The 21,653-nt window shown below is 64.7% G+C and carries 19 protein-coding genes and 1 pseudogene; 11 read left to right on the plus strand and 9 right to left on the minus strand.

Annotation, left to right across the window (positions count from 1 at the left end):
• Nucleotides 1-33 precede the first annotated feature (33 nt).
• Nucleotides 34-1,011: an NAD(P)H-dependent flavin oxidoreductase gene (locus JCM7686_RS13800; RefSeq protein WP_020951427.1), complete on the minus strand. Its 978-nt coding sequence runs from the start codon at nucleotides 1,009-1,011 to the stop codon at nucleotides 34-36.
• Between the two features lie 349 nt (nucleotides 1,012-1,360).
• On the opposite strand from JCM7686_RS13800, the gene JCM7686_RS13805 reads away from it, so the two are divergent.
• Nucleotides 1,361-2,209: a MurR/RpiR family transcriptional regulator gene (locus tag JCM7686_RS13805; RefSeq protein ID WP_041527370.1), complete on the plus strand. Its 849-nt coding sequence runs from the start codon at nucleotides 1,361-1,363 to the stop codon at nucleotides 2,207-2,209.
• On the opposite strand, the gene JCM7686_RS13810 is transcribed toward JCM7686_RS13805, so the two are convergent.
• Nucleotides 2,210-3,178, minus strand: coding sequence for an aldo/keto reductase (locus tag JCM7686_RS13810; RefSeq protein ID WP_020951429.1), 969 nt, complete (start codon nucleotides 3,176-3,178; stop codon nucleotides 2,210-2,212).
• A 69-nt stretch (nucleotides 3,179-3,247) separates the two neighbouring features.
• Nucleotides 3,248-4,909 (minus strand): Na+/H+ antiporter, encoded by a 1,662-nt coding sequence (locus tag JCM7686_RS13815; RefSeq protein ID WP_020951430.1) that lies wholly within the window; start codon nucleotides 4,907-4,909, stop codon nucleotides 3,248-3,250.
• A gap of 289 nt (nucleotides 4,910-5,198) precedes the next feature.
• On the opposite strand from JCM7686_RS13815, the gene JCM7686_RS13820 reads away from it, so the two are divergent.
• Nucleotides 5,199-5,600, plus strand: a complete 402-nt coding sequence (locus tag JCM7686_RS13820; protein ID WP_020951431.1) for a (R)-mandelonitrile lyase — start codon at nucleotides 5,199-5,201, stop codon at nucleotides 5,598-5,600.
• Nucleotides 5,601-5,649: 49 nt separating this feature from the next.
• On the opposite strand, the gene JCM7686_RS13825 is transcribed toward JCM7686_RS13820, so the two are convergent.
• Nucleotides 5,650-7,305 carry a flavin monoamine oxidase family protein gene (locus JCM7686_RS13825; RefSeq protein ID WP_020951432.1) on the minus strand — a complete coding sequence of 552 codons (1,656 nt, stop codon included), beginning with the start codon at nucleotides 7,303-7,305 and terminating at the stop codon, nucleotides 5,650-5,652.
• A gap of 76 nt (nucleotides 7,306-7,381) precedes the next feature.
• Here JCM7686_RS13825 and JCM7686_RS13830 point away from each other — a divergent pair, with 76 nt between their 5' ends.
• From JCM7686_RS13830 to JCM7686_RS13840, 3 genes are all read left to right on the plus strand, one after another.
• The gene (locus JCM7686_RS13830; RefSeq protein ID WP_020951433.1) at nucleotides 7,382-8,173 is read left to right on the plus strand and encodes a nitrilase-related carbon-nitrogen hydrolase; all 792 of its coding nucleotides are present in this window, start codon (nucleotides 7,382-7,384) and stop codon (nucleotides 8,171-8,173) included.
• A gap of 194 nt (nucleotides 8,174-8,367) precedes the next feature.
• The gene (locus JCM7686_RS13835) at nucleotides 8,368-8,787 is read left to right on the plus strand and encodes a hypothetical protein (protein ID WP_148292630.1); all 420 of its coding nucleotides are present in this window, start codon (nucleotides 8,368-8,370) and stop codon (nucleotides 8,785-8,787) included.
• A gap of 186 nt (nucleotides 8,788-8,973) precedes the next feature.
• A complete protein-coding gene (locus JCM7686_RS13840) occupies nucleotides 8,974-9,615 on the plus strand; it encodes a TerC family protein (RefSeq protein ID WP_020951435.1) in 642 nt (213 codons plus the stop codon).
• A gap of 12 nt (nucleotides 9,616-9,627) precedes the next feature.
• On the opposite strand, the gene JCM7686_RS24740 is transcribed toward JCM7686_RS13840, so the two are convergent.
• Entirely contained in the window at nucleotides 9,628-9,801 is a 174-nt protein-coding gene (locus JCM7686_RS24740; protein ID WP_158442368.1) for a hypothetical protein, read from the minus strand.
• Nucleotides 9,802-10,018: 217 nt separating this feature from the next.
• Between JCM7686_RS24740 and JCM7686_RS13845 the strand changes: the two genes are divergently transcribed.
• The 3 genes from JCM7686_RS13845 (at nucleotide 10,019) to JCM7686_RS13855 (ending at nucleotide 13,515) form a co-directional block, all read left to right on the plus strand.
• The gene (locus JCM7686_RS13845; RefSeq protein ID WP_020951436.1) at nucleotides 10,019-10,591 is read left to right on the plus strand and encodes an NAD(P)H-dependent oxidoreductase; all 573 of its coding nucleotides are present in this window, start codon (nucleotides 10,019-10,021) and stop codon (nucleotides 10,589-10,591) included.
• Nucleotides 10,592-10,599: 8 nt separating this feature from the next.
• A complete protein-coding gene (locus tag JCM7686_RS13850) occupies nucleotides 10,600-12,084 on the plus strand; it encodes an FAD/NAD(P)-binding protein (protein WP_020951437.1) in 1,485 nt (494 codons plus the stop codon).
• A gap of 156 nt (nucleotides 12,085-12,240) precedes the next feature.
• Nucleotides 12,241-13,515: a solute carrier family 23 protein gene (locus tag JCM7686_RS13855; RefSeq protein ID WP_020951438.1), complete on the plus strand. Its 1,275-nt coding sequence runs from the start codon at nucleotides 12,241-12,243 to the stop codon at nucleotides 13,513-13,515.
• A gap of 59 nt (nucleotides 13,516-13,574) precedes the next feature.
• Here the strand turns inward: JCM7686_RS13855 and JCM7686_RS13860 are convergent, their stop codons facing one another.
• Complete coding sequence (locus JCM7686_RS13860) at nucleotides 13,575-14,381, minus strand: family 1 encapsulin nanocompartment shell protein (protein ID WP_020951439.1); 807 nt, start codon at nucleotides 14,379-14,381, stop codon at nucleotides 13,575-13,577.
• A 26-nt stretch (nucleotides 14,382-14,407) separates the two neighbouring features.
• Complete coding sequence (locus JCM7686_RS13865) at nucleotides 14,408-15,457, minus strand: Dyp-type peroxidase (RefSeq protein WP_020951440.1); 1,050 nt, start codon at nucleotides 15,455-15,457, stop codon at nucleotides 14,408-14,410.
• 360 nt (nucleotides 15,458-15,817) lie between these two features.
• Here JCM7686_RS13865 and JCM7686_RS13870 point away from each other — a divergent pair, with 360 nt between their 5' ends.
• The 3 genes from JCM7686_RS13870 to JCM7686_RS13880 are packed head-to-tail and all read left to right on the plus strand — an operon-like array spanning nucleotide 15,818 to nucleotide 18,247.
• On the plus strand, nucleotides 15,818-16,957 hold the full coding sequence (locus tag JCM7686_RS13870; RefSeq protein WP_020951441.1) for a 2OG-Fe(II) oxygenase: 1,140 nt from the start codon (nucleotides 15,818-15,820) through the stop codon (nucleotides 16,955-16,957).
• Nucleotides 16,958-16,973: 16 nt separating this feature from the next.
• Nucleotides 16,974-17,492, plus strand: a complete 519-nt coding sequence (locus JCM7686_RS13875; RefSeq protein WP_020951442.1) for a sigma-70 family RNA polymerase sigma factor — start codon at nucleotides 16,974-16,976, stop codon at nucleotides 17,490-17,492.
• 2 nt (nucleotides 17,493-17,494) lie between these two features.
• Complete coding sequence (locus JCM7686_RS13880; RefSeq protein WP_020951443.1) at nucleotides 17,495-18,247, plus strand: anti-sigma factor; 753 nt, start codon at nucleotides 17,495-17,497, stop codon at nucleotides 18,245-18,247.
• 53 nt (nucleotides 18,248-18,300) lie between these two features.
• Here JCM7686_RS13880 and JCM7686_RS13885 read toward each other — a convergent pair.
• Nucleotides 18,301-19,761 (minus strand): annotated as a pseudogene (locus tag JCM7686_RS13885) (mannose-1-phosphate guanylyltransferase/mannose-6-phosphate isomerase).
• Between the two features lie 270 nt (nucleotides 19,762-20,031).
• Nucleotides 20,032-21,648, minus strand: a complete 1,617-nt coding sequence (locus tag JCM7686_RS13890) for a GMC family oxidoreductase (RefSeq protein ID WP_020951447.1) — start codon at nucleotides 21,646-21,648, stop codon at nucleotides 20,032-20,034.
• Between the last annotated feature and the right edge of the window lie 5 nt (nucleotides 21,649-21,653).

Below are 21,653 nucleotides of genomic sequence, written 5' to 3' on the forward strand. Positions count from 1 at the left end.
CTTCGTCAGCAGCGCTGCCGCTCAGGTCAGTACTCAGACGGGTGCGAAGGCCGCCTGAGCGCGCGTGATCGCGGCGCGGCAATCGGCAACGATCCGCTCGATCAGCTCGGCGGCGCTTGGGATGTCGTCGATCAGGCCGATGCATTGGCTGGCCCAGACCAGACCCGCATCAACCTCGCCCTGCTCCAAAGCCTCGCGCCCGCGTGCGCCCGCGACGAGATGGTGGATGTCATTGAATTCGCAACCACCTTCGCGCCGCTCGATCGAGATCACCTCATCGGAGACCGCATTCTTCAGCACGCGACCGGTGTTGCGCAGGGTGCGGAAAATCAGGTTGGTGTCGCGCTCATTGGCCGAGACCAGCGCGGCCTTGATGCTGTCATGAATCGGCGCCTCGCGCGTGGCGCAAAAGCGCGTGCCCATATTGATGCCCTCGGCCCCCAGCATCATCGCCGCTGCCATCGCGCGCCCATCGGCAATACCACCCGAGGCGACCAGCGGCACTTTCACCGCGCGCGCGGCGGCAGCAAAGAGCACGAGCCCGCCGATATCATCCTCGCCGGGATGGCCCGCCGCCTCGAAGCCGTCGATCGAGATCGCATCGACCCCCGCGCGCTCGGCTGACAGCGCATGGCGGACCGCCGTGCATTTGTGAATGATCTTCGCGCCTTTTTCATGGGCGCGGGCGATGAATTCCGCCGGGCTGCGGCCCGCCGTCTCGATCACCTTCACCCCGCCCTCAAGCGCCGCTTCCAGATATTCGGCATAGGGCGGCGGGCTCGCGGTCGGCAGGATGGTCAGGTTCACGCCGAACGGCTGGTCGGTCATCTCGCGGCAACGGGCGATTTCGCGGGCCAGCGCCTCGGGATCGGGCTGGGTCAGCGCGGTCAGGATGCCAAAAGCCCCGGCATTCGAGACGGCCGAGGCCAGCTCGGCCCGTCCGACCCATTGCATCCCCCCCTGAATGATCGGGTAGCGCGTTCCGAGCAGCTCGGTGATCCGGGTTTGCATGATCTCTCCTCTCAAATTTCGGGCATCTGAGCCGCCGGTTAAGGATCTTGTCAAGAAATTTTGGCCAAACGTTCAAGCTTTCCTCTGCGCCTGCGAAATGACAACTTCGCCACCGCAGCACGGCGAGGCGCAGACGCTGCGCGGGAAGTGACGGAAATCCGCTCAACCGCTGGCCGCCATCTTGCGTTTTGTTGCGAGCGCACGGGCCGCTGTGTAAGAGATTAGGATGGGCACCCGGAGGTGCCCTCCCACCCTTTTCCGCAGTGAATTCCAGGAGGCTGCCCTGTCTGACGCATCGAGTGCAGGTGATCTGACGCGGATCTTGGACCGCGGCTTGGGCGGAGAGGATATGGGCTGGTCGCGCTCTGGGCGGATGATCGCGGCCTATCTGCGCGACAACTGGCGCAACCTGCCCTATGAGACCGGCGCCTCGATCGCCGCCGCCGTCGAGCTGAGCGAGATGACGGTGATCCGCTTCATTCGCCAGCTGGGTTATTCCAATCTCAAGGATGTCAAAGAGGCGCTCAAAAGCGCCGAGCCGCGCGAGGGGGCCGATGTCGAGGATCTCGCCCGTCGCCTGAATGTCCAGAACCTGCAAAACGAAGAGCTCGAGCAGGGCTTTCAGGACGAGGTCAGCGCGATCTCCGAGGTCTATAAGCTGACCGCTCTGCCGCGTTGGGGCTATTGCACCGATCTGCTCGCCCGGTCGGAATTCGTCAATATCGTCGGCTTCAGCTATGTCAAAGGCATGGCGCTGGATTTCGCGACGCGGTTGCAGCTGATGCGCCCGCAGGCCCGGTTCGTCGAAAAGGGCTGCGGCCTTTATCCCGAAATTCTCGACATGTCGGGGCGCAATCATTGCCTGGTGATCGTCGACACGTCGGAAAATCCGCGCAAGGCCGCCCATCTGGCCGAGCGCGTGCGCGCGCAGGCGATCCCGCTGATCATCGTCACCGACCGCCGTTCGAACTGGGCCTATGATTATACCGAGCTGGTGCTGCAAGCGCCCAGCCACCCGACCGCGCGCTGGAGCTCGCCCGCGCCGATGGCGATCGCGCTGAACCTGCTTCTGAGCAGCGTTTTCGCGGCGATTGGCCCGGCTGCGGCGACTCGCTATGGCCGTCTGACTCAGCCGACCGAACAGATCGATGAGCCGCCGCGTCCCGCAGGGCGGCAGCTCATTTTGGGCGATCTCTGATCAGACGGCGCTGACCTCGGCGCTCGCACTGTCGAGCAGGGCCAGATCCTCGGCGCCAAGCCGCAGGCTTGCCGATTTCGCAAGGCTCTCGAATTGCGCCACCGAGGTCGCGCTGGCAATCGGCGCGGTCACGCCCTTCTGGGCCATCAGCCAAGCGAGCGCGATCTCGGCGGGCTTGGCATCATGGCCGGCCGCGACCTGATCGAGCGCGGCGAGGATCGCGGTGCCGCGCGGGTTCAGATAGGTCTCGATCCGGCTGGCCCGAGACGAGCCCGCGACATCGCTCGCCTGACGGTATTTCCCGGTCAGAAAGCCCGCAGCCAGCCCGTAATAGTTCACCACGCCAATGTTTTCGCGCAGGCAAAGATCGCGCAGCGGCCCCTCGAAAGTGTCGCGGCTGTAGAGGTTATATTCGGGCTGCAGCACCTGATAGCGCGGCAAGCCGGTCTTGGCCGCCACTTCAAGCGCCGCGCCAAGCTGGGCCGCGCTGAAATTCGAGGCCCCAATCGCGCGGATCTTGCCCACCTCGAGCAGCTTTTGATAGCCCGCAAGCGTGTCCTCATGGGGCGCCTCGGGGTCGGGCCAATGCGAGAAGTAAAGGTCGATCTCGTCGATGCCCAGCCGTTTGAGCGAGCCCTCGACCGCCTCGGCGATCCAGCGCGAGGACAGCCCCTTTTGACCGGGACGGCCAAGATCAGAGCCAACCTTGGTGAAGATCACCACCTTCTCGCGCATTCCCGGCCGCGCCTTCAGCCAGCGCCCAATCACGGTTTCAGATTCACCGCCCTGATGGCCCGGCACCCAGGAGGAGTAGACATCGGCGGTATCAATCGCATTGAAACCATGGTCGACAAAGGCGTCGAGCAGATCGAAACTGGTCTTCTCATCTGCGGTCCAGCCAAAGACATTGCCGCCAAATACCAGCGGCGCGATCGAAAGCCCGGTAGAGCCAAGGGCACGCTTTTCCATCACGGATCTCCTGCATAAGACCTTGCCAATCTGGGCGGTCGGTCGGGTTGGCGCAAGGCGTGGCGGTGTTTAAACCGCCTCGTTCAGTCGTGTTTCCATCAGGTCGATTTCGCGCACCAGCTTGTTCACGGTTTCGCCGGGCAACTGACGACCACGGGCGAAGCGGTAGATCTCTTGCCGCTCGGCATTGAGCCCGGTCTTCCACAGATCAAGCTCGATCGCGAATTGCCTGCGGTTGAGATTGGGCGCGCCGGTTTCGGCATCATCCTCGCCGTCGAGCGCGTCAATGCGCTGGCGGTAGCGATCCATGACATGAGCCGCCGCTGCCGCCCAGATATCGGGCTCCTCGCTGATCGTGCTCAGGACATGTTCGCGCGCCTCGATCGCGCGCAAAGCCGCCTCGGCTGCGGCGATGCGGGCATGATCCTCTTCGCGGGCGTGATGGGGTTCAGGCGGCAGTTGCAGCCCCTTGAGGACGAACGGCAGGCCGATGCTGGCCAAGATCAGCGAGAGGATGATCACCCCCGCCGCCAGACAGATCGCCAGATCGCGCGCCGGAAAGGGCGTGCCGTCATTGAGCGTGAAGGGCAAGGTCAGGATACCGGCCAAAGTGACCGCGCCCCGCACCCCGGCGAGCGAGGTCGCCATGATCAGGCGACGGCTCGGACGGTTGGTCTTTTGCCCGGCGCGTCGTTGCCCCATCCGGAAGATGGTCAGCTTCAGCGATACCCAGACCCAGAGATAGCGTAGCACACCCAGAGCAAGCGTGATCGCCAGCACATAGATCAGCAACCAGACCGGATCGGTGTGCCCGGTCTCGCCGACGACCCCGATGGCACGGCGCACGATATGGGGCAGCTGCTCGCCCAGCAGAACGAACATCAGCCCGTTGAGCGTGAACTGGATCGCATCCCAGACCACGGCGCGCTGCACCCGGGTCGAGGCGAGATCCTGCCCGCGCAACTCGGAAAAGCCCATCGTCATCCCTGCCGAGACCGCCGCAAGAATGCCCGAGGCGCCGATTTCTTCGGCCAGCAGATAGGCCGAGAAGGGAATGAGCAGGCTGATCAGGATCTCGGATCCGGTCTCTTCGCCGAAGCGGCGGCTGACCCAGCCCTTGGCGATGCCGACCCCAAGCGTCACGAGCACGCCGCTGAGGATGCCGCCCACAACCATCCACAGAAAGCTCACCGCCGCCTCGGCGGGCGAAAAGACGCCGGTCAGCGCCGCGACCACGGCAAAGCGCATACAGACAAGGCCCGACGCATCATTGAAGAGCGCCTCGCCCTCAAGGATATGCATCAGCCGCTTGGGGATGCCGAGCCTGCCCGCAATCGACGAGACCGCGACCGGATCGGTCGGCGAAATGATCGCCGCCAAGGCAAAAGCGACCGGCAAGGGCATCGAGGGGATCATCCAATGGATGAAATAGCCGACCCCGAAGACCGTGAAAAAGACCAGTCCGAAGGCCAATTCAAGGATCGTCGCCTTGTTGCGGAAAAAGCCCTCCTTCGGCATCCGCCAGCCGTCGAGGAAGAGAAGCGGCGGCAGGAAGAGCAGGAAGAACACATCTGGCTCCAGCCGCACGCCGAAATCGGTGACCGAGGCGAGCCCGGCGCCAAGTGCGATCTGGATCAAGGGAAGCGGCAGCGACAGCCGGGGCATCCGCACGATCACGCCGCTGATGACCACCGCCACAAGCATGATCAGGATCGTCGAGATTGCCTGCATATGCCGCCCCTTTTGCCCGTCCGTTTCTTGTCCGTCACGGTTGAGCCGTCACGTTTCGCCGACCGGTGTATGCGCCCGGATTGCCCAACTCGGCGCGAGGCCATCCGCCTCCCGAGCAACCGCTTCGACCACCAGCCAGCGCGACGGAACAAGCGCCACTGCAAACCGGTTCCCGGCCCCGGCCCGATGCTCCGGCGAAAGTGAGCGCGCGCCCGGTCGCTCAGGTGCAATCCAGCCTGCGGCGCGCTATCTCTGAGGGCAAGGCCCTTTTCCATGGAAGGAGAATGCGATGAAGATCATCAAGGCAGAGGCGCGGCAATCAGGCCCCGGCCCGGCCGATTACTTCACCGGTCAAGTCACGATCACGCCGATCTTCACGGCCGAGGCGCCGGGTCGCGTCGCCAGCGCAAGCGTCAGCTTCGCCCCCGGCGCGCGCACCGCTTGGCACACCCATCCCGCAGGCCAAACGCTGCTGGTGACCGAAGGCCAAGGCTGGGTCCAACGCGAGGGCGGCCCGATCGAGGACATCGCGGTGGGCGATGTCGTCTGGTTTCCGGCAGGCGAGCGCCACTGGCATGGCGCGGCGCCGGATCAGGCCATGACGCATATCGCGCTGCAGGAAATCGTCGATGGCACCCCTGTCACCTGGCTCGAACTGGTGAGCGACGCCGAATACGGCGGCGCGGATTAAGTAAAGCGAAGGGGCCGGTCCTCGGACCCAGCCCTGCCGCATCTGCCGCTTATTCCGGCAAGGCGACCGGGCCAAGCTCGGCCCACAGCTCGCCCGGACCGGGGTTCTCGGCGTGGCTTGCGCCGCCCAGATGCGCCATGACGCCCCAGACCGCGTTCAGCGCCGTCTGAACCGCGCCCTCGACCCAAGCCGGCGTCCAGCTGATCCCGTCGCCGGCAAGGAAGATGCCGCGCTGCGAGGCCGGCATGTCGGCCTGCATGAAATGGCCATACATGCGGTGATTGTAGCGGTAATGGCCGGGCAAAGCGCCCTTGAACGCGCCAAGGAAGTTCTCGTCCGCCTCCCAGCTCACGCAGATCGGATTGCCGCGAATATGGCTGCGGATATCGACCCCGGGATAGACGCGGCCAAGCGCGGACAACGCCAACTCAACCCGCTTTTCGCAAGACAGAGGCAGCACCTTCAGCGCATCGGTCATCCAGGAATAGCTCAGGCAGATGACCGAGGGCTTGTCCGGGCCATTGTCGAAGAAATAGGTGCCGCGCGTCAGCCGGTCGGTCAGCGTCATCGACAAAACCGGGCGGCCGGTTGCCGGATCAATGTCCTTCCAGAACGGGCGATCGACCATGACGAAGGTTTTCGCCGCCTGCATATAGCGCGTGCGGTCCAAGGCCATCCAGAGCTTCTGGTCAAAGATCTCTTCATCGACCGCGACCGAGGTTGTCAGCAGATGGCTCTGGCAGGTCACGAGGACGGCGGCATAGCTGCGGGGATTGTCCCATTGATCGGTAACGGTAAAGCCGCCCTCGCCATTGCGCGCGATCTTGACCGCCCGCCCGAGCGTCGCCCCGCCGTTGAGGCTCGCCAAGGTCGTGCCCTCGGGCCAATGGGCGCAAGCGGCGGGCTGGCGCCAAAGCCGGTGCAGCACGTTTTCGACGCCGCCGACGATATAGCGCTGGTGGTCGTCGAGCTCGAGCAGGTTGACGCGCAGGATCTCCAGCATCGAATTCGGGAAATCGCTGTCCCAGCCGCCGGTGCCGAAACCGACTTGGCCAAAAACCTCGCGGTGCCGGAAGCTGAGGTTCTGGAAGGCTTTCGAGGACACGACGAAATCGTAAAAGGTGCGCTCGTCCCATTTCTCGACAATCGGGTCCCAGATCGCTTTCAGCCGCGCCACATCGCGGTCGCGCACGGCCTGCATCAGATTGGCGAAATCGGCGTGCTCCTCAAGCGCCGCGCGATAGGCCACCGCGACCTCGTGGTAGAGCTTCGGCAGATCGTCGAGCGTCTTGGCGAAATGCGTGTCGCCCTCGAGGTCGATCACAGTCGAGCCTGCCGCCTCGGTCAGCGGGTTCGGGAAGGGGCGGCTCTCAAGGCCGACCAGATCGACATAGTGGTAAAAGCCATGCGACGAGACCGGAAAGCGCATCCCGCCCAGCTCGGCAATCACATCCTCGGTGCCCTCGAAAATCTCGGAGCGCAGGCGGCCGCCGAACTTGCCGGATTCGTAGATGATCGGGCGCAGACCCAGCTTCATCAGCTCATATCCCGCGATAATCCCCGAAGCCCCTGCCCCGATCACCGCGATTTCCTGCCCGTGATGCGCCTTGGGAATCGCGCCGAGCCCGGCGGGATGTTTCAGCCAGTCGTCATAGGCGAAGGGGAAATCGGGACCGAAGGCGGTGACGGGTTTCTGTTCGCTCATGGCGCGCCGGGCTTTCTTTGGAGGCTGGAAAATGGCTAAACTTGCCGGGCTAGTATGGGCATGAGAGGGGCAAAAAGTGAAGTTGGCACTCTGGCAGACCGCGCCGACAAATGGCCGGATCGAGGCGGTTTTCTCGGCAGTTTGCAGTCAGTTGCGGGCAGCGGCGGCTGCGGGGGCAAAACTGCTGGTCGCGCCCGAGCTGGTTCTGCCGGGCTATAACCGCCCCGATCTGCACGCGGCTTTGGCGCAGCCTCTGGACGGGGAATGGATCACGCGCCTGCGCGATCTGGCGCGCGAAACCGGCTGCGGCATCTGCCTTGGCTGGGCCGAGCGCGCGGGCGCGGCCGAGCCCGCCGCCGTCTATAATGCCGCGACGGCCATCGGCCCGGATGGCGCGATTCTGGCGCATTACCGCAAGATCCAGCTTTTCGGCCCGATGGAGAGCGCGAGTTTCGCGCGCGGCGATCAGCTGTGCCCGGTGTTCGAGATCGAGGGCCGCCGCGCCGCCATGCTGATCTGCTATGACATCGAATTCCCCGGCCATGCCGCCGCTCTCGCGCAGGCCGGGGCGCGGCTGATCCTTGTCCCGACCGCCAATCCGACCGGGTTCGAGCATGTCCAGAACCGCCTCGTGCCCGCCCGCGCGCATGAAAACAACGCGACCGTCGCCTATGCCAATCTCTGCGGCAGCGAAAACGGGCTGAGCTTTGGCGGGCGCTCGCTGATCGCCGGGCCGGATGGCGAGCCCTTGGCGCAGGCCGGTGCGCGCGGCGAGGCCTTGCTGGTCGTTGACCTTGCCGCAGCCGATGCCGTCCCAGAGGAATTGCGCGGTGTGGTTGCGCAAGAATATCGCCCAGCCCGCGGCTGACGGTGCATTCAGACCCCGGTAACCTTCTTCTCAGATAGCGGCCCGCAAACGATCACGGAGAGTTGACTCACGGGTATAACCAAGGAAAATCAACGTGTTTTTACTTGGTTCGAGGCCCTTAGATGAAACTCTCCGTGCTCGTTAGTCTGTTCTTACTTGGCATTCTGGCCTCCTGCGGCCCAACCCAGCCCGTGATGCTGACCCCCGCAGAGGTTGAAAGCTCGGTGGTGGCTCAGAAGATTGGCCGGACCTGTTTTCAGCAGGGGCGGCTGCGCAATGAGGCCGCCTCGGTCGCGCTGATCAATCAGGTCGAAACCAATCTCGCCCGTCGCGCCAGCCCGACCGATGTCGCCGCAAGCCAGCGCAAGTTCGCCAATGAGCAGGTGAAGGTCGAACACTGCCGCAATTTCGAGATGCTGGCGCTGCAAAACCAGAACCAGATCGCTCAGGCGAATGCGAACCGGATCGCGCAGGCGGCGGAAGATCAGGCCAATGCCGCGCGGACGGCGAATTGGCAGCGCCAGTTGCAGGCGCAACAGGCGATCTATCAGCCGCGAACGACCCAGTGCCAATATTACAAATGGGGCAATATGACGAGCTGCTCCTCCTTCTGACCTCGCGCCGTCCAGCCCCGACGGCCAGCCCCATGCGCCTTGGCAACGGTCGCGCTTTCTCTGCGGCGGGACGCCGAGCTGTTCTTGAACTCGTCGCGTGATTGGCGCAGACCAATCGGGCCAGAGCGCGCAGGTTCAAGACGCTGCATCGCGCGGAACAGACAAGACAGACGGGCGGAAGCATTCATGGAAATCTTTACCGCAAGCGGGCTGACCGCGCTGGTCGAAGTCATCGGCATCGACCTTGTCCTCGCCGGAGACAATGCGGTGGTGATCGGCCTTGCCGCCGCCGGTCTGCCCGCCGAGTTGCGTGCCCGTGCCATTCTGGTCGGGATCCTCGCCGCGACCGTGCTGCGCATCGGGCTCGCGCTGATCGCGACCTGGGTGCTCGGCATTCCGGGCGTGATCTTTGCGGGCGGGCTGCTGCTCTGCTGGGTGTGCTGGAAGATGTGGCTCGAGCTGCGCGCCACCCCCGACGCCCATGGGACGGACGAAGATGCGACCCGCCCGGCCAAGGTCAAAACCTTCGGTCAGGCCGCACTGCAGATCGTGATTGCCGATGTGTCGATGTCGCTCGACAATGTGCTGGCGGTGGCAGGCGCCGCGCGCGAGCATCCGACCGTTCTGGTAATCGGACTGATCTTTTCGATCGCGCTGATGGGGCTTGCGGCCAATTTCATCGCGGGCCTGCTGAACCGGCACCGCTGGATCGCCTATCTTGGCTTGGCGATTATCGTCTATGTCGCGCTCAATATGTTGTGGCGGGGCGGTGAAGAACTGCTCGCTCTTGCGGGCTATCTTCCGGCCGCCCCCGCTCCACAGGGCTGAACGCCAAAGCCATTACGCCTTGCTGCGTGCAAACCAACCCGTCAACCGCGACCACATGCTTTGCTCCGAAGAACGGCGGCTGTGGCGGGGATAGCTGCTGCACCAAACCTCTTCGGGATAGACGACGCCGTAATAAACCGGCGTCACAGCATAGGCGAAATCGCGAGCTTCATAACGACTGGGCATCTTGTCCTCCTGATCATCTGCGGTCGTGTCGAGCGGAATTGCTTAATCACGACCCAACAACTCGATTAAAAGGGGATTTGATCTTTCGCGCCATTCCAAAGACAATCGGCACCAGAGAATAATCTTCTCTCTCGTTGTGGGATTTTAGCATGGCCCCCGAAGGCCCGCAGGCATATTCCATATTCACGATGAGAATTATCGTTATTAAGGAATAGTCATGTCAGGATTTCGCTTTGTCGGCTTTGCCGGTTCCTGGAGCGCCCCGTCCAAGACCCGCGCGCTTGTCGATCAGGCCGCCGAGCGCGCCACCGCCCGATTCGGCGGTTCGGCCCATGTCTTCGACCTGACCGATCTCGGCGAAGACTTCGCAGCCCTCAGCCATATCGAAAAGCCGACCGAGCGCACCCAGCGCCATCTCGAGGCGCTGAGGACTGCCGATGCGCTGATCGTCGCAAGCCCGGTTTTCAAAGGCAGCTTCACCGGCCTTTTCAAACATGTGATCGACCTCCTTGAGCCCGCGGCGCTCCAGGACAAGCCGATTCTTCTGGCCGCGACCGGCGGCGGGCATCGCCATGCCTTGGTGATCGAGCACCAGCTCCGCCCGCTTTTCGGCTTCTTCGAGGCCCGCACGCTGGCCACCGGCCTTTACGCATCGTCGAGCGATTTCGCCGAGGGTCGCCTCGTCTCGCCGGACGCCCTCGCCCGCCTCGACCGTGCAATCGGCCAGTTTGCACCCTATATTCCGGTCAAGGCCGAGGCTGTGTCTCAGCCTGAACCCCTCCGCGCCTGAGGCCCGCCATGTTCCCGCTCGCCGTTTCCCAGCCCAAGGTCATCGCCATCATCGGCGGTGGCTTCACCGGTGCCTCGGTCGCGCTTCATCTTGCGCGCGGCCTGTCGCTCGACACCGCCAGGATCGTCGTCATCGAGCCGCGCGCTGCGCTTGGCCAGGGCCTCGCCTATTCGACACCCGACCCAAATCACCGCATCAACGTGCCCGCGGTGCGCATCACGATGGACTGCGCCGCGCCCGGGCAGTTTCAGGCCTGGCTCGAACAATCCGGCCTCGAAATCAGCCCCGAAAGCCGATGTCCCGACGGCCGGATCTTCGCCGAACGTGCGCTCGTCGGGCGCTATGCCGAGGCCATGCTCGCGCCCTATCTCGCCGATGGGCGCGTCTCGCATTTGCAGGGCAGCGCAATCGCAGCGACGCCGCGGGCCGATCGAATGCGCCTCACGCTAGACACCGGCCAGACCCTGCTCGCCGACCGCGTGGTCATCGCAACCAGCCACCCGAAGCCCGGAATTCCCGGTGCCTTCCGCGCGCTCGAAGCCAATCCCCGCCTGATCGCCGATCCCTCCGACCCCGCCCGCATCGCCGAGCTTGCCCGCAGCGCGCGCAAAATCCTCATCATCGGCTCGGGCCTCACCTCGGCAGATGTGATCTCCAGCCTCGACGCCCAGGGCTTTCAGGGCGAGATCACAGCGCTGTCGCGCAACGGCCTGCGCTCGCGCGGCCATGCCACGATCCGCAACGCCGAAAGCCCCGCCGATTTCGCCGAAAACCCGGCCCGCACGGCGCTGGCGCTCCTGCAACGCATTCGTGCCGCCGTGGCGCTCGACGCCAAGGCGGGCCTGCCCTGGCAAGCCACCATCGACCGCGTCCGGGTTCAGGGGGCGGCGATCTGGGCCGCTTTGCCGCAATCCGAGCGCGCGCGCCTCGTCAAGCGCCTCCGCATCTGGTGGGACATCCACCGCTTCCGCATCGCTCCACAACCCGAGGCCGTGCTCACCCGGCTGATGGAAACCTCGCACCTGCGCTACATCGCGGCCCATCTCCAAAAGGCCGAAGCCAGCCCCGATGGCATCACCGTCACCTGGCGCGCGCGCGGCAGCGCCGAGACCACGGAAAGCCACTTCGATGCGGTCATCCTGACCACCGGTCCGGCCCATGACAGCATCATCAAAGCCTCGCCGCTCCTCGCCTCGCTGGCCGAGGCAGGCCTGATCGAGCCCGACCCCCTCGGCCTCGGCCTCCATGTCGCGCGGAGCTGCCGTGCCGTGGCATCCGACGGGCAGACCAGCGACCGGCTTTTGGTCGCCGGCCCGCTGGCGCGCGGCCATATTGGCGAACTCATGGGCATTCCCGAAATCACCGCCCATGCCGAAACCGTCGCCCGCGTCCTGATCGAGGACCAGCAGATGCAAAGCCCGCGCGACCGCGCCTTCGCCTCAGCCACCGCCTCTGGCAGCGCGACAGCGCCCAATGAAACCGCCGAGAACTAAGCGCGACCCTGCGTTTTCTTCATCATCCAAATACCCATGCCGAGCGCGCCACTGGCATGGGACCTGCCCTTTTCGCACCCGCCTTTGATCGCTCTGGCAAAGGACGGCCCGCTTCCCTTAGAAGGCTGAAGCTCAGAACAGATCTGCGAGGGACGAATGGGATTTTTCCCGAACTGGCGGCTGACCGCGAATGCGACGGTCCTGCCCGATGAACGCCTGCCTTGGGGAGCCGCGCTTCCCATGGGCATCCAGCACCTGCTGGCCATGTCCGGCTCGACGATTGTCGCGCCGCTCATCATGGGATTTGATCCCAATGTCGCGGTCTTCTTTTCGGGGATCGGCACGCTTCTTTTCTTCATCCTGACCGGAGGCCGGGTGCCGAGCTATCTTGGCTCGTCCTTCGCCTTTATCGCGGTGGTGTTGGCCGCGACCGGCTATGCGGGCTCAGGCCCCAATCCAAATATCGCGGTCGCTCTTGGCGGCATCGTCGCGGCGGGCGCGCTCTATGCGCTCATCGGGCTGATCGTCATGGCGGTCGGCACCGGCTGGGTCGAGAAGCTGATGCCCCCCGCCGTCACCGGCGCGATTGGCGTCGCGATCGGTCTGAACCTTGCGCCAGTCGCGGTCAGCCAGCTCAAGGGCACCGCCTCGCATATGAGCATCGCGCTTTTGACGGTGCTCTGCATGGCGCTGATCTCGACCTATGGCCCGCGCGCCACCCGCCGCATTGCGGTTCTGGCCGCGATCCTCGTCGGCTATGTCCTCGTCCTGATCCTCGGCAACGGCTTCGGCCTCGTCCCCGCGATCGACTTCACCCCGGTGCGCGACGCCGCCTGGTTCGGCATGCCCGCTTTCGTGCGCCCCGAGTTCCAGTGGACCGCGATCTCGCTGATCGCGCCGGTCGCCATCGTTCTGGTCGCCGAAAACCTCGGCCATATCAAAGCTCTGGGTTCGATCACCGGCCAGAATATGGACGGCTATATCGGCCGGGGCTTCTTTGCCGACGGGCTTGCAACCATGGTTTCGGGCGCGAATGGCGGCACGGGCGTCACCACCTATGCCGAGAATATCGGCGTCATGGCCATGACCAAGGTCTATTCGACCCTGATCTTCGTCATCGCCGCCTGCTTCGCCATCATTCTGGGCATGTCGCCGAAGTTCGGCATGATCTTGCAGACCATTCCGGGCGCGGTTCTGGCCGGTCTCGCGATCTCGGTCTTCGGGCTGATTGCCTCGGCGATGGCGCGGATCTGGGTCGTGAACAAGGTCGATTTCTCCGAGCCGCGCACGCTCTTCACCGTTGGCGTCGCGCTGATTTTCGGTGCGGGCGACTTCACCGTGAACATCGGCCAATTCGCGCTTGGCGGCATCGGCACATCGACGCTGGCCGCGCTAGTCCTGTGGCAGGTGCTCGGTCTGAAACGAGCTTAAGACGGGCCTGATCAACATGCGATGCGCGGGCGACAGGCCCGCGCATCCAACCCCAGGCCCTAGGCGCCGCGCGCGCGCAGGACCACGACCGCCTCGGTCGTCTGCATCTGGAAGGTCAGCGTCTCGTAAAGGTAAAGCGTCACCATCTCATTCGTGTGGCTTTGATAGCCGATCGAGAGATCCTGACCGAGATAGAGGTCGAAATCGCCGCCGCGCAGCGTCACCAAAGCGCCACCCTCGATCCCCTCGCTCCAGACGATTGGACGGTCGAGCAGTTCTTCCAGATGTTTGATGACCGGATAGCCCTCGTCATCGCCGCCCCGCGCCTTTTCGAACGGCTTGGTGCCCAAGACGAGCCCATAGGGGCCATTGACCCCCGCCAGTCGCAGCTCATTGAGCGCGCGCGACACGATCTCGGGATATTCGCCGACCTTGGCGGGCAGCGTCAGCACCGGATTGCTGCTTTGCGGCAGGATGCCGTTGATCCCGGCTTTCGCATAGCCCTCGAAAACCAGCCGATCCTCGGCCAAAGCAATCTTGCGCGCGGCATCCTTGAGCGGCTGCCAATCCGAATCCTCCGACCCTCGCGCGACATCGTCAATGGCAGCACGGGTCAGATCGAAGGGGATGCGGAATTCGACCAGCGGATCGACGACGCGTTGGCGGCTGTGCACGCCCGGCACCAGCTCCGGGATCGCCTTGATATGGCCGGTGCCGACAGCCGAGAAATCGAGCCCTTTCGGCCCATGCACATCGACCACCCGGCGCGCGCCGAGATAGCGTTTCAAGGTGCGCTTGGCCTCGGCGTCGATCTGCGCCCAGGCCTCAAGGCTGATTGGCGCAAGCTCGCGGTGGAGGTTGTTCATCTCTGATCCCCTTTCAATGAGCCAGTTCAGTGGTCCCGTTTCAGCGAGCCCAGCCCCAGCGAACCGTCAGCTTGCCCCTCGGGGGCGGGCGGTTCGGTTGTGGGCGGTTCCGTCGCTTGCGGTTCGGCGGTCTCTGCCGCGCCCGCAGGCTGGGGCAGATCCGCCAGAAAATCGGCGCTCGGCACGAAGAAAAGCGAGCCCGTCACCGGCGTCGAGACATCAAGCAGCCGGTCATAGTTTCCGGGCGGCTCGCCGATGAACATGCGGTCAAGCATCCGCTCGGTTCGGGTGACATCGCAGGCATAGCCGATGAAATAGGTGCCATTGTCGCCATTCTTGACTGAGCCGAAGGGCATGTTGTCGCGCAAGATATCGACCTCGACGCCGTTCTCGGTGATCGTGGTCAGCACATTATGGGCAAAGCTCGGCTTCTGCGCGTCCGGCATCTCGACATCTGAGAGCTTGAAGCGGCCAATGATGCCCTCTTGCCGCTCGGTCGGGATCGCATTCCATTTCGCGACATCATGCAGGTATTTCTGCACGATCACATAGCTGCCGCCCGTAAAATCGGGCTCTTGATCCGCGATGATCGCGGCGGCGGTGCGGTCGCGGCCATTGGGATTTTCCGTGCCGTCGACAAAGCCAAGGAGGTCGCGGTTGTCGAAATATTTGAACCCATGGGTTTCATCGGCAATATCGCTCACCTCTGACAGCCGCCCCATCAGAAGCGAGGCAAGCTCGAAGCAATAGCCCGGGCTTTCGGCACGGATGTGAAAGAGCACATCTCCGGGCGTCGAGGGCGCTTGATGCACGCCATTGATTTCCTTGAAGGGATGCAGCCCTTTCGGGCGCGGCAGGCCGGGAAAGAGCCTGTCCCACAGATCCGAGCCTAGCCCCACGACACAGCTGAGATCGGCGGCGAAGCTGCGAAACCCCACGGCGCGGACCAGCGCTGGCACATCGGCGAGCAGCGCGCGCAGCGTGGTCAGGCTCGCATCGCCGTCATGGACCGTCAGGACGAGAAAGATCGAAGCGCGGGTCAGATTTCCCTCGATAGGCTGGGGTTCGGCTGTCATGGCGGCGGGCTCCTTGCGGCGAGGGTCACCACCCTAACCGGAGCGGGGCGAGACCGGTTCCCACCATCGCCGAAACCGCAATCCCGTCGCTGGGAAAAAATCGCGCGGCTTCGGGATGAAGATGCGCCGCGGCTCCGTATACGAAAGATTGTTCCGTTTCAGAGGCCCTTTCCCGTGACCGTGACCCCAAACCGCTCGCCAGACCCTTCGTCCGACAGGCCCCGGTCCGACGAGCGCCAGCCCGACAGGCCCCAGTCTGACAGGCCCCAGTCTGACCAGACCTCAGAGCGACAGAACGCCGCCGCCCCAGACGCGCCCGCCCCCCTCGCCGCTGCCGCGCGCCCGCCCTATCCGCCGCTGATGGCTCTGCCCTCTCCGGGCGATGCCGCGCCCTATTTCCAACAGCGCACCAACTTCAATCCGCGCTTCAACTTCGACACGGTCGCGGGGCGCTATCTGGTTCTGGGCTTCATCGGCAGCGCCTCTGATCCGCGAGCGGCGCGTGGCCTTGCCGCCATTCTCGCCCGGCCCGACCTTTTCGAAGACCGCCATGCCGCCGTCTTCGCCGTGTCGCAGGATCCCGAGGACGAGGCTCTGGGCCGCATTCAGGACCGCACGCCCGGCTTTCGCGTCTTCTGGGATCAGGATTGCCGGATCGCCTCGCTTTATCGCGCGCTGCCCGCCGATCACAATCCGGCCCATGGCTGGTCGAAGATCCGGCAAAGCTGGGTGGTGATCGACCCGACCATGCGGATTCTGGCCAATATTCCCTTCGCGCCGGATGGCTCGGATACGGCGCGGCTGATTGATCTGATCTCGCGCCTGCCCCCGCCCGATCTCTTCGCCGGACGCGCTCTGCAGGCGCCGATTCTCTTCCTGCCGCGCGTGTTCGAGCCCGAGCTCTGCGCCCATCTCGTCAGCCTCTACGACACCCATGGCGGCACGGAAACCGGCTTCATGCGGCAGGTCGATGGACGCACGGTCGGGGTGATGGATCACAAGTTCAAGCGCCGCAAGGATTACGACATCACCGACCGCGATCTCATCACCGCGATCCAGCAGCGCTTCCTGCGCCGCGTCATCCCCGAGATTGCCAAGGTCCATGCCTTCCACGCCACCCGGATGGAGCGCTATATCGTCTCGTGTTACGCGGCCGAAGATGGCGGCCATTTCTCGGCCCATCGCGACAATACGACCTCGGGCACCGCGCATCGCCGCTTTGCCGTCTCGATCAATCTCAACGATGATTTCGACGGCGGGGAGGTGTCTTTCCCCGAATATGGCCAGCGCGGTTTCAAGGCGCCGCCCGGGGGCGCGGTGGTGTTTTCCTGCTCGCTGCTCCATCAGGTCAGCCGGGTGACACGCGGGCGCCGCTTTGCCTTCCTGCCGTTTCTTTATGACGATGCGGCAGCGCGCATCCGCGAGCAGAACCTGCGCTCGCTCGACGAGGAGAATCGGAGTAGAACGGCAGCGACGGCAGAGGCCGAAAGCCAGCCATGAATCCGGGAGGTTTCGCGTGAAGATCGAACCGCATCTCGAGCCAATGCGCCGTTACGCCCGCGTGCTGACGCGTCAGGCCAGCGATGCCGACGATCTCGTGCAGGGCGCCTTGCTGCGCGCCTATGAGCGGCGCGCGCAGTTTCGCGAGGGCGGCAATCTGCGGCTGTGGCTCATGTCGATCCTGCACAACCATTTCATCGATATGAAACGCTCGGACCAAAGCCTGCGCGCGCGTGAGGCCGATTGGGCCGGGCTCAATCCCGGCTTTGCCCCCTCAGCGGGCGAGGAAGCCGCACGGCTCGCGCAGTTGCGCACCGCCTTTCTCGCCCTGCCCGAAGAGCAGCGCAGCGCGCTGCATCTGGTCGGCGTCGAGCGGCTGACCATCGCCGAAGCGGCCGAGCTTCTCGCCGTGCCCGCCGGGACGATCATGTCGCGTGTCGGCCGCGCCCGCGCCGCGCTCAAGCGGTTCGAGGATGGCGAGCCCCGCGTTCAGCCCGGCCGCCCAACGCTCACCGTCATCGAGGGAGGAAGCTGACCTTGCGCGCAGATCCCCCCTCGGAAATCGAGATCGAAGCTTTCCTGATCGGCCAGCTCGACAGCGAAGGCCGCCTTGCGGTCGCGAGCTATCTCGAACGCGAGCCGAAAGAGGCCGCCCGTGTCATGGGCGAGCTGCGCGTGCTCGAAGGTCTGCGGCTGGCGCTTGGCGAGATCGACAGCCCTCCCAGCGCGACATTGCACGCCGCCGCCGCGCGGTTCGAACCGCCCCCGCCGAAACCCGCCTCGCGCCGTCCGTTTCTGGCCGCGCTGGCGGCGGTCTTCGCGCTGGGTTGGGGCGCGCAGATGCTGTGGTCAGCCACGCACCCGGATCCGCAATCCGAGTTTCAAAGCATGGCCGAGGCCGCGCTGGATGCGATGGCGGCGGTCGAGGTCAGCCGCGATCTCGCCCCCACGCCCACCCAGCCCGAGGCCGAACGGCTGGCCACCCGTCTGGGGCTTGCGATCCCCGATCTGCCACCGGGCTGGAAGATCCGGGCGGCTCAGGTGGTGGCGACGCCGACGCGACCGGGCGTCGCGCTGATCCTCGACACGCCGGATATGGGCGAGGTCATGCTGCTTTCGGTCTCGCGGGAAGAGGACCGCCCGCCCTCCGCGCCCCATGCTTTCGAATATCGCGGCAATGCGATTGCGATCTTCGGGCGCAACAAGGCGACCTATGTGCTGGTCGATAATGCCGGCGTGCCCGCCGAACTGGGCAATGGCGCGGAAAAGCTGGTCAGCCGCTTCAACTAGGTGCGTGTCCCTGCCGCCGCTGCGTGAATGCCGCGCGGCAGGGGCTTGCTCTCTCAGCCCTTGGCGCCCTGCCCCCGGGCATAGACATCCTCGTAGCGGATGATGTCATCCTCGCCCAGATAGGTGCCGGTCTGGACCTCGATCAGCACCATCGGCACTTTGCCCGGATTTTCCATGCGATGGACCGCACCGAGCGGGATATAGACCGACTGGTTTTCGGTCACGAGCCGCACGTCTTCATTGACTGTGACCCGCGCCGTGCCCTCGACCACGACCCAATGCTCGGCGCGGTGATGGTGGCTTTGCAGGCTCAAAGCCGCGCCGGGATGAACGACGATGCGCTTGACCTGAAAGCGCGGCCCCAGCGCCAAAGTCTCATACCAGCCCCAAGGGCGTTAATCGCGCAGAAGGCTTTCAGCCTGACGCACCTTGCGCGCCTTCAGCCGGTCAACCGCGATCTTGACCTCTTGCGCGCGGTCCTTATGCGCGACCAGCACCGCGTCGGGCATGGCGACGGCGATGATGTTTTCCAGCCCGATGCCGACGATCACCTGCGACTCGGCCTCCGAACGCAGCAGCGTGTCGTGGCAATCAATCGCCTCGGCGGTGCCAAAGGTGGCCACGCCCGCGGCATCCGGGCCCTGCTCGCGCCAGACCGCATCCCAGCCGCCCAGATCCGACCAACCTGCCGAGAACGGCACGACCGAGAGGTTCGCGGCCTTTTCCATCACGGCATAGTCGATCGAATTCGAGGGCGCGCGGGCAAATCCCGCAGGATCGAGGCGCAGAAAGCCCAGATCGACCTTGGCCGCGATCAGCGCAGCCTCGACCGGGGCCACGACATCGGGCGCATGGGCGCGGAAGGCCGCGACCAGATCCGCCGCCCGCGCCAGAAAGATCCCGGCATTCCACAGATAGCGCCCCGAGGCGAGCATCGCGACGGCCTGCGCATGATCGGGCTTTTCGACAAAGCGGCTCAGAGGCACCGGCCCCTCATCCGCACCGGGCGTCGCGCCGAGTTCGAGATAGCCATAGCCGGTCTCGGGCCGGTCGGGGGTGATGCCGAAGGTGACAAGCCGCCCCTCGGCCACGGCACCCAGCCCACGCTCGACCGCCGCGCGGAAAGCGGCGGCATCGGGGATGACATGATCCGAGGGCGCGACCAGCATCACGGCATCCGCATCGCGCGCCATCAGATAAAGCGCCGCCGCCAGAATCGCGGGCGCGGTGTTCTTGGGCTCGGGCTCGATCAGGATCGCGCCGGGATCGATCCCCGCTTCGGCGAGCTGCTCGGTCACGACAAAGCGGAAATCGCCCCCGGTCACGATCACCGGCGCGGTGAAGGAAAGCGTGGGCGAGCCCGTGGCAAAGCGCAGCGCCGCCTGCTGGAACAGCGATTGCTCGCCCATGATCGGCGCGAATTGCTTGGGGTAGGATTTGCGCGACAAGGGCCAAAGCCGGGTGCCGGAGCCGCCGGAAAGCAGAACGGGAGTGACTTGATTTACCGATGTCATGGCTTTGCTCTAAATATTGGCCACCGCCCTCCGGCAGCCGGTTCACCACCCAAGTTAGATCAGCCGCCCGCCCCGGTCCATGACCGAGGCGGTGCTTGGCCGCGAAAACCTGCGCAATGTCACATGCTTGCGCCCGTCTTGCCTCGGCGCTTCGCCCGGAACGCCCGGAAAAACCCGGTGCCGCGCCAGAAGGGGACCGCGAAAAAGCCGTGCATTTTTCGCGGCGCCCAAAGCCAAGGGCCGCAGGATCGCCCCGCGACCCGGTGGGGCCTAGCCCTTGAGCGCGGCCTTCATCGTCTCGGCCAGACGCAGCGACAGCGCGGCAATCGTCAGCGTCGGATTTGCCGTGGCCGAGCTTGGAAACACCGCCGAGCCCGCGACGAAGAGGTTCGCATGGTCATGGCTGCGCAGATCGGCATCGACGACCGAGCTTTTCGCGTCCTTGCCAGCCCGCAATGTGCCGATGATATGGCCCGCACCCTGCGGCACGTCCGAATGATGGATCTCGGTCACGCCCAGACGCTCGAAAATCGCCTGATGGGCCTTTTTCGCCTCGGCCATCCCGTTGCGGGTATAGTCATCGACCCGGAAATGGATGCGCGGCAGCGGCACGCCATATTTGTCCTTCTTGGCGGGGTCGAGGTCGATGCGGTTTTCCGCCAGCGGCAATTGCTCGACCAGCGAGGCCAGCCGGATCTGGCGCGCGGCCTGACGGCTAAGCTCGCGGTCGAGATCCTTGCCCCGCAGCCCCTGCATCGCCAGATCCTGCGCGGTGGTGATCGGCGCACCCGTGGGCCAGGACCAGCCGTCATTACCGATCTCGATGCGGAAAGCGCCGCGATCCTTGCGGAAATCACCATCGCGCAGATTCTCGATCCCCGAGGTCGAAAGCGGGCCGCGATAGGGATAAAGCGCGTCCTTCGACAGCGCCCAAGAGAGCTGCGAGGGATGGTCCATCAGATTGCGCCCGACCTGATCGGAGCTGTTCGCGACGCCCTTCGGCATCCGCTCAGAGGCCGAATTCAGCAAGAGCCGCGGGCTTTCGATCGCATGGGCCGCGAGCAGGAAGAGCTTGCCCGAAATGGCCCCCGTCGAGCCGTCCCAGCGCGTGAAATGCACCCGCGCGACCTTGCCGCTGTCATCGACCTCGACCGAAGTGGCGGTGGTTTTCTCAAGGAGCTGCGCGCCATTGTCCTTGGCGCGGTCGAGATGCACGGTCGCGTCATATTTCGCCTGAATCGGACAGACCGGAATGCAGCTGTTGTTGCCGCAGCAGGCCGGGCGGTCGCCGTCAACCGAGTTGCGCGCCTGCGGCGTGGCGGCGACATGATAGTCGCTGCCCTCGAGCGCCTTGATGAAGGCCTTGTCGAGATAGGTCTGCACGATATGGGCCATCGGATAATCGCCGTCGCGCGGCGATCCAAGATCGGCCGAGGCATCGCCCGAGACGCCGAGCTCGGCTTCGGCCTTGTCGTAAAAGCTCGCCAGCGCGTCATAGCCGAAGGGCCAATCCTCGCCGATGCCATAGCTGGTCTTGAGGCTGAAATCCTTGGGCACAAAGCGCAAGGCCGTGCCCAGCCAATGCCAGGTCGTGCCGCCAACCACCTTGATATAGCTGCTGGAAAACTTGTCCGGCCCCTGTTGCTGGTAATAGCCGTCAAGGTCATAGACCACCGGATGCATCGCCTCGGGGGTCAGCGGATAGGCCGATTCCGGGGTCTTGATCGGGTTGTTCCAATAGGTCTCGACCGCCTCGCTGCGGTCAACCTCGGCCCCGGCTTCAAGGATCGTGACCTTGACCCCGGCCGCGGCCAGCTCTGCTGCAACCAAGGCGCCCGCGACGCCCGAACCGATGATGACGACATCGGCCATAAGATCTTCGCTCATCTGTG

It is taken from the genome of Paracoccus aminophilus JCM 7686 (assembly GCF_000444995.1).
Lineage (GTDB): Bacteria > Pseudomonadota > Alphaproteobacteria > Rhodobacterales > Rhodobacteraceae > Paracoccus > Paracoccus aminophilus.

Coding starts and splice junctions, on each gene's coding strand:
- JCM7686_RS13800 (WP_020951427.1), bottom strand. CDS start 1,011: ATGCAAACCCGGATCACCGAGCTGCTCGGAACGCGCTACCCGATCATT.
- JCM7686_RS13805 (WP_041527370.1), top strand. CDS start 1,361: ATGGGCTGGTCGCGCTCTGGGCGGATGATCGCGGCCTATCTGCGCGAC.
- JCM7686_RS24740 (WP_158442368.1), bottom strand. CDS start 9,801: ATGCCCAGTCGTTATGAAGCTCGCGATTTCGCCTATGCTGTGACGCCG.
- JCM7686_RS13850 (WP_020951437.1), top strand. CDS start 10,600: ATGTTCCCGCTCGCCGTTTCCCAGCCCAAGGTCATCGCCATCATCGGC.
- JCM7686_RS13865 (WP_020951440.1), bottom strand. CDS start 15,457: ATGACAGCCGAACCCCAGCCTATCGAGGGAAATCTGACCCGCGCTTCG.
- JCM7686_RS13835 (WP_148292630.1), top strand. CDS start 8,368: ATGCTGACCCCCGCAGAGGTTGAAAGCTCGGTGGTGGCTCAGAAGATT.
- JCM7686_RS13825 (WP_020951432.1), bottom strand. CDS start 7,305: ATGAGCGAACAGAAACCCGTCACCGCCTTCGGTCCCGATTTCCCCTTC.
- JCM7686_RS13815 (WP_020951430.1), bottom strand. CDS start 4,909: ATGCAGGCAATCTCGACGATCCTGATCATGCTTGTGGCGGTGGTCATC.
- JCM7686_RS13840 (WP_020951435.1), top strand. CDS start 8,974: ATGGAAATCTTTACCGCAAGCGGGCTGACCGCGCTGGTCGAAGTCATC.
- JCM7686_RS13810 (WP_020951429.1), bottom strand. CDS start 3,178: ATGGAAAAGCGTGCCCTTGGCTCTACCGGGCTTTCGATCGCGCCGCTG.
- JCM7686_RS13845 (WP_020951436.1), top strand. CDS start 10,019: ATGTCAGGATTTCGCTTTGTCGGCTTTGCCGGTTCCTGGAGCGCCCCG.
- JCM7686_RS13820 (WP_020951431.1), top strand. CDS start 5,199: ATGAAGATCATCAAGGCAGAGGCGCGGCAATCAGGCCCCGGCCCGGCC.
- JCM7686_RS13860 (WP_020951439.1), bottom strand. CDS start 14,381: ATGAACAACCTCCACCGCGAGCTTGCGCCAATCAGCCTTGAGGCCTGG.
- JCM7686_RS13870 (WP_020951441.1), top strand. CDS start 15,818: ATGGCTCTGCCCTCTCCGGGCGATGCCGCGCCCTATTTCCAACAGCGC.
- JCM7686_RS13855 (WP_020951438.1), top strand. CDS start 12,241: ATGGGATTTTTCCCGAACTGGCGGCTGACCGCGAATGCGACGGTCCTG.
- JCM7686_RS13890 (WP_020951447.1), bottom strand. CDS start 21,648: ATGAGCGAAGATCTTATGGCCGATGTCGTCATCATCGGTTCGGGCGTC.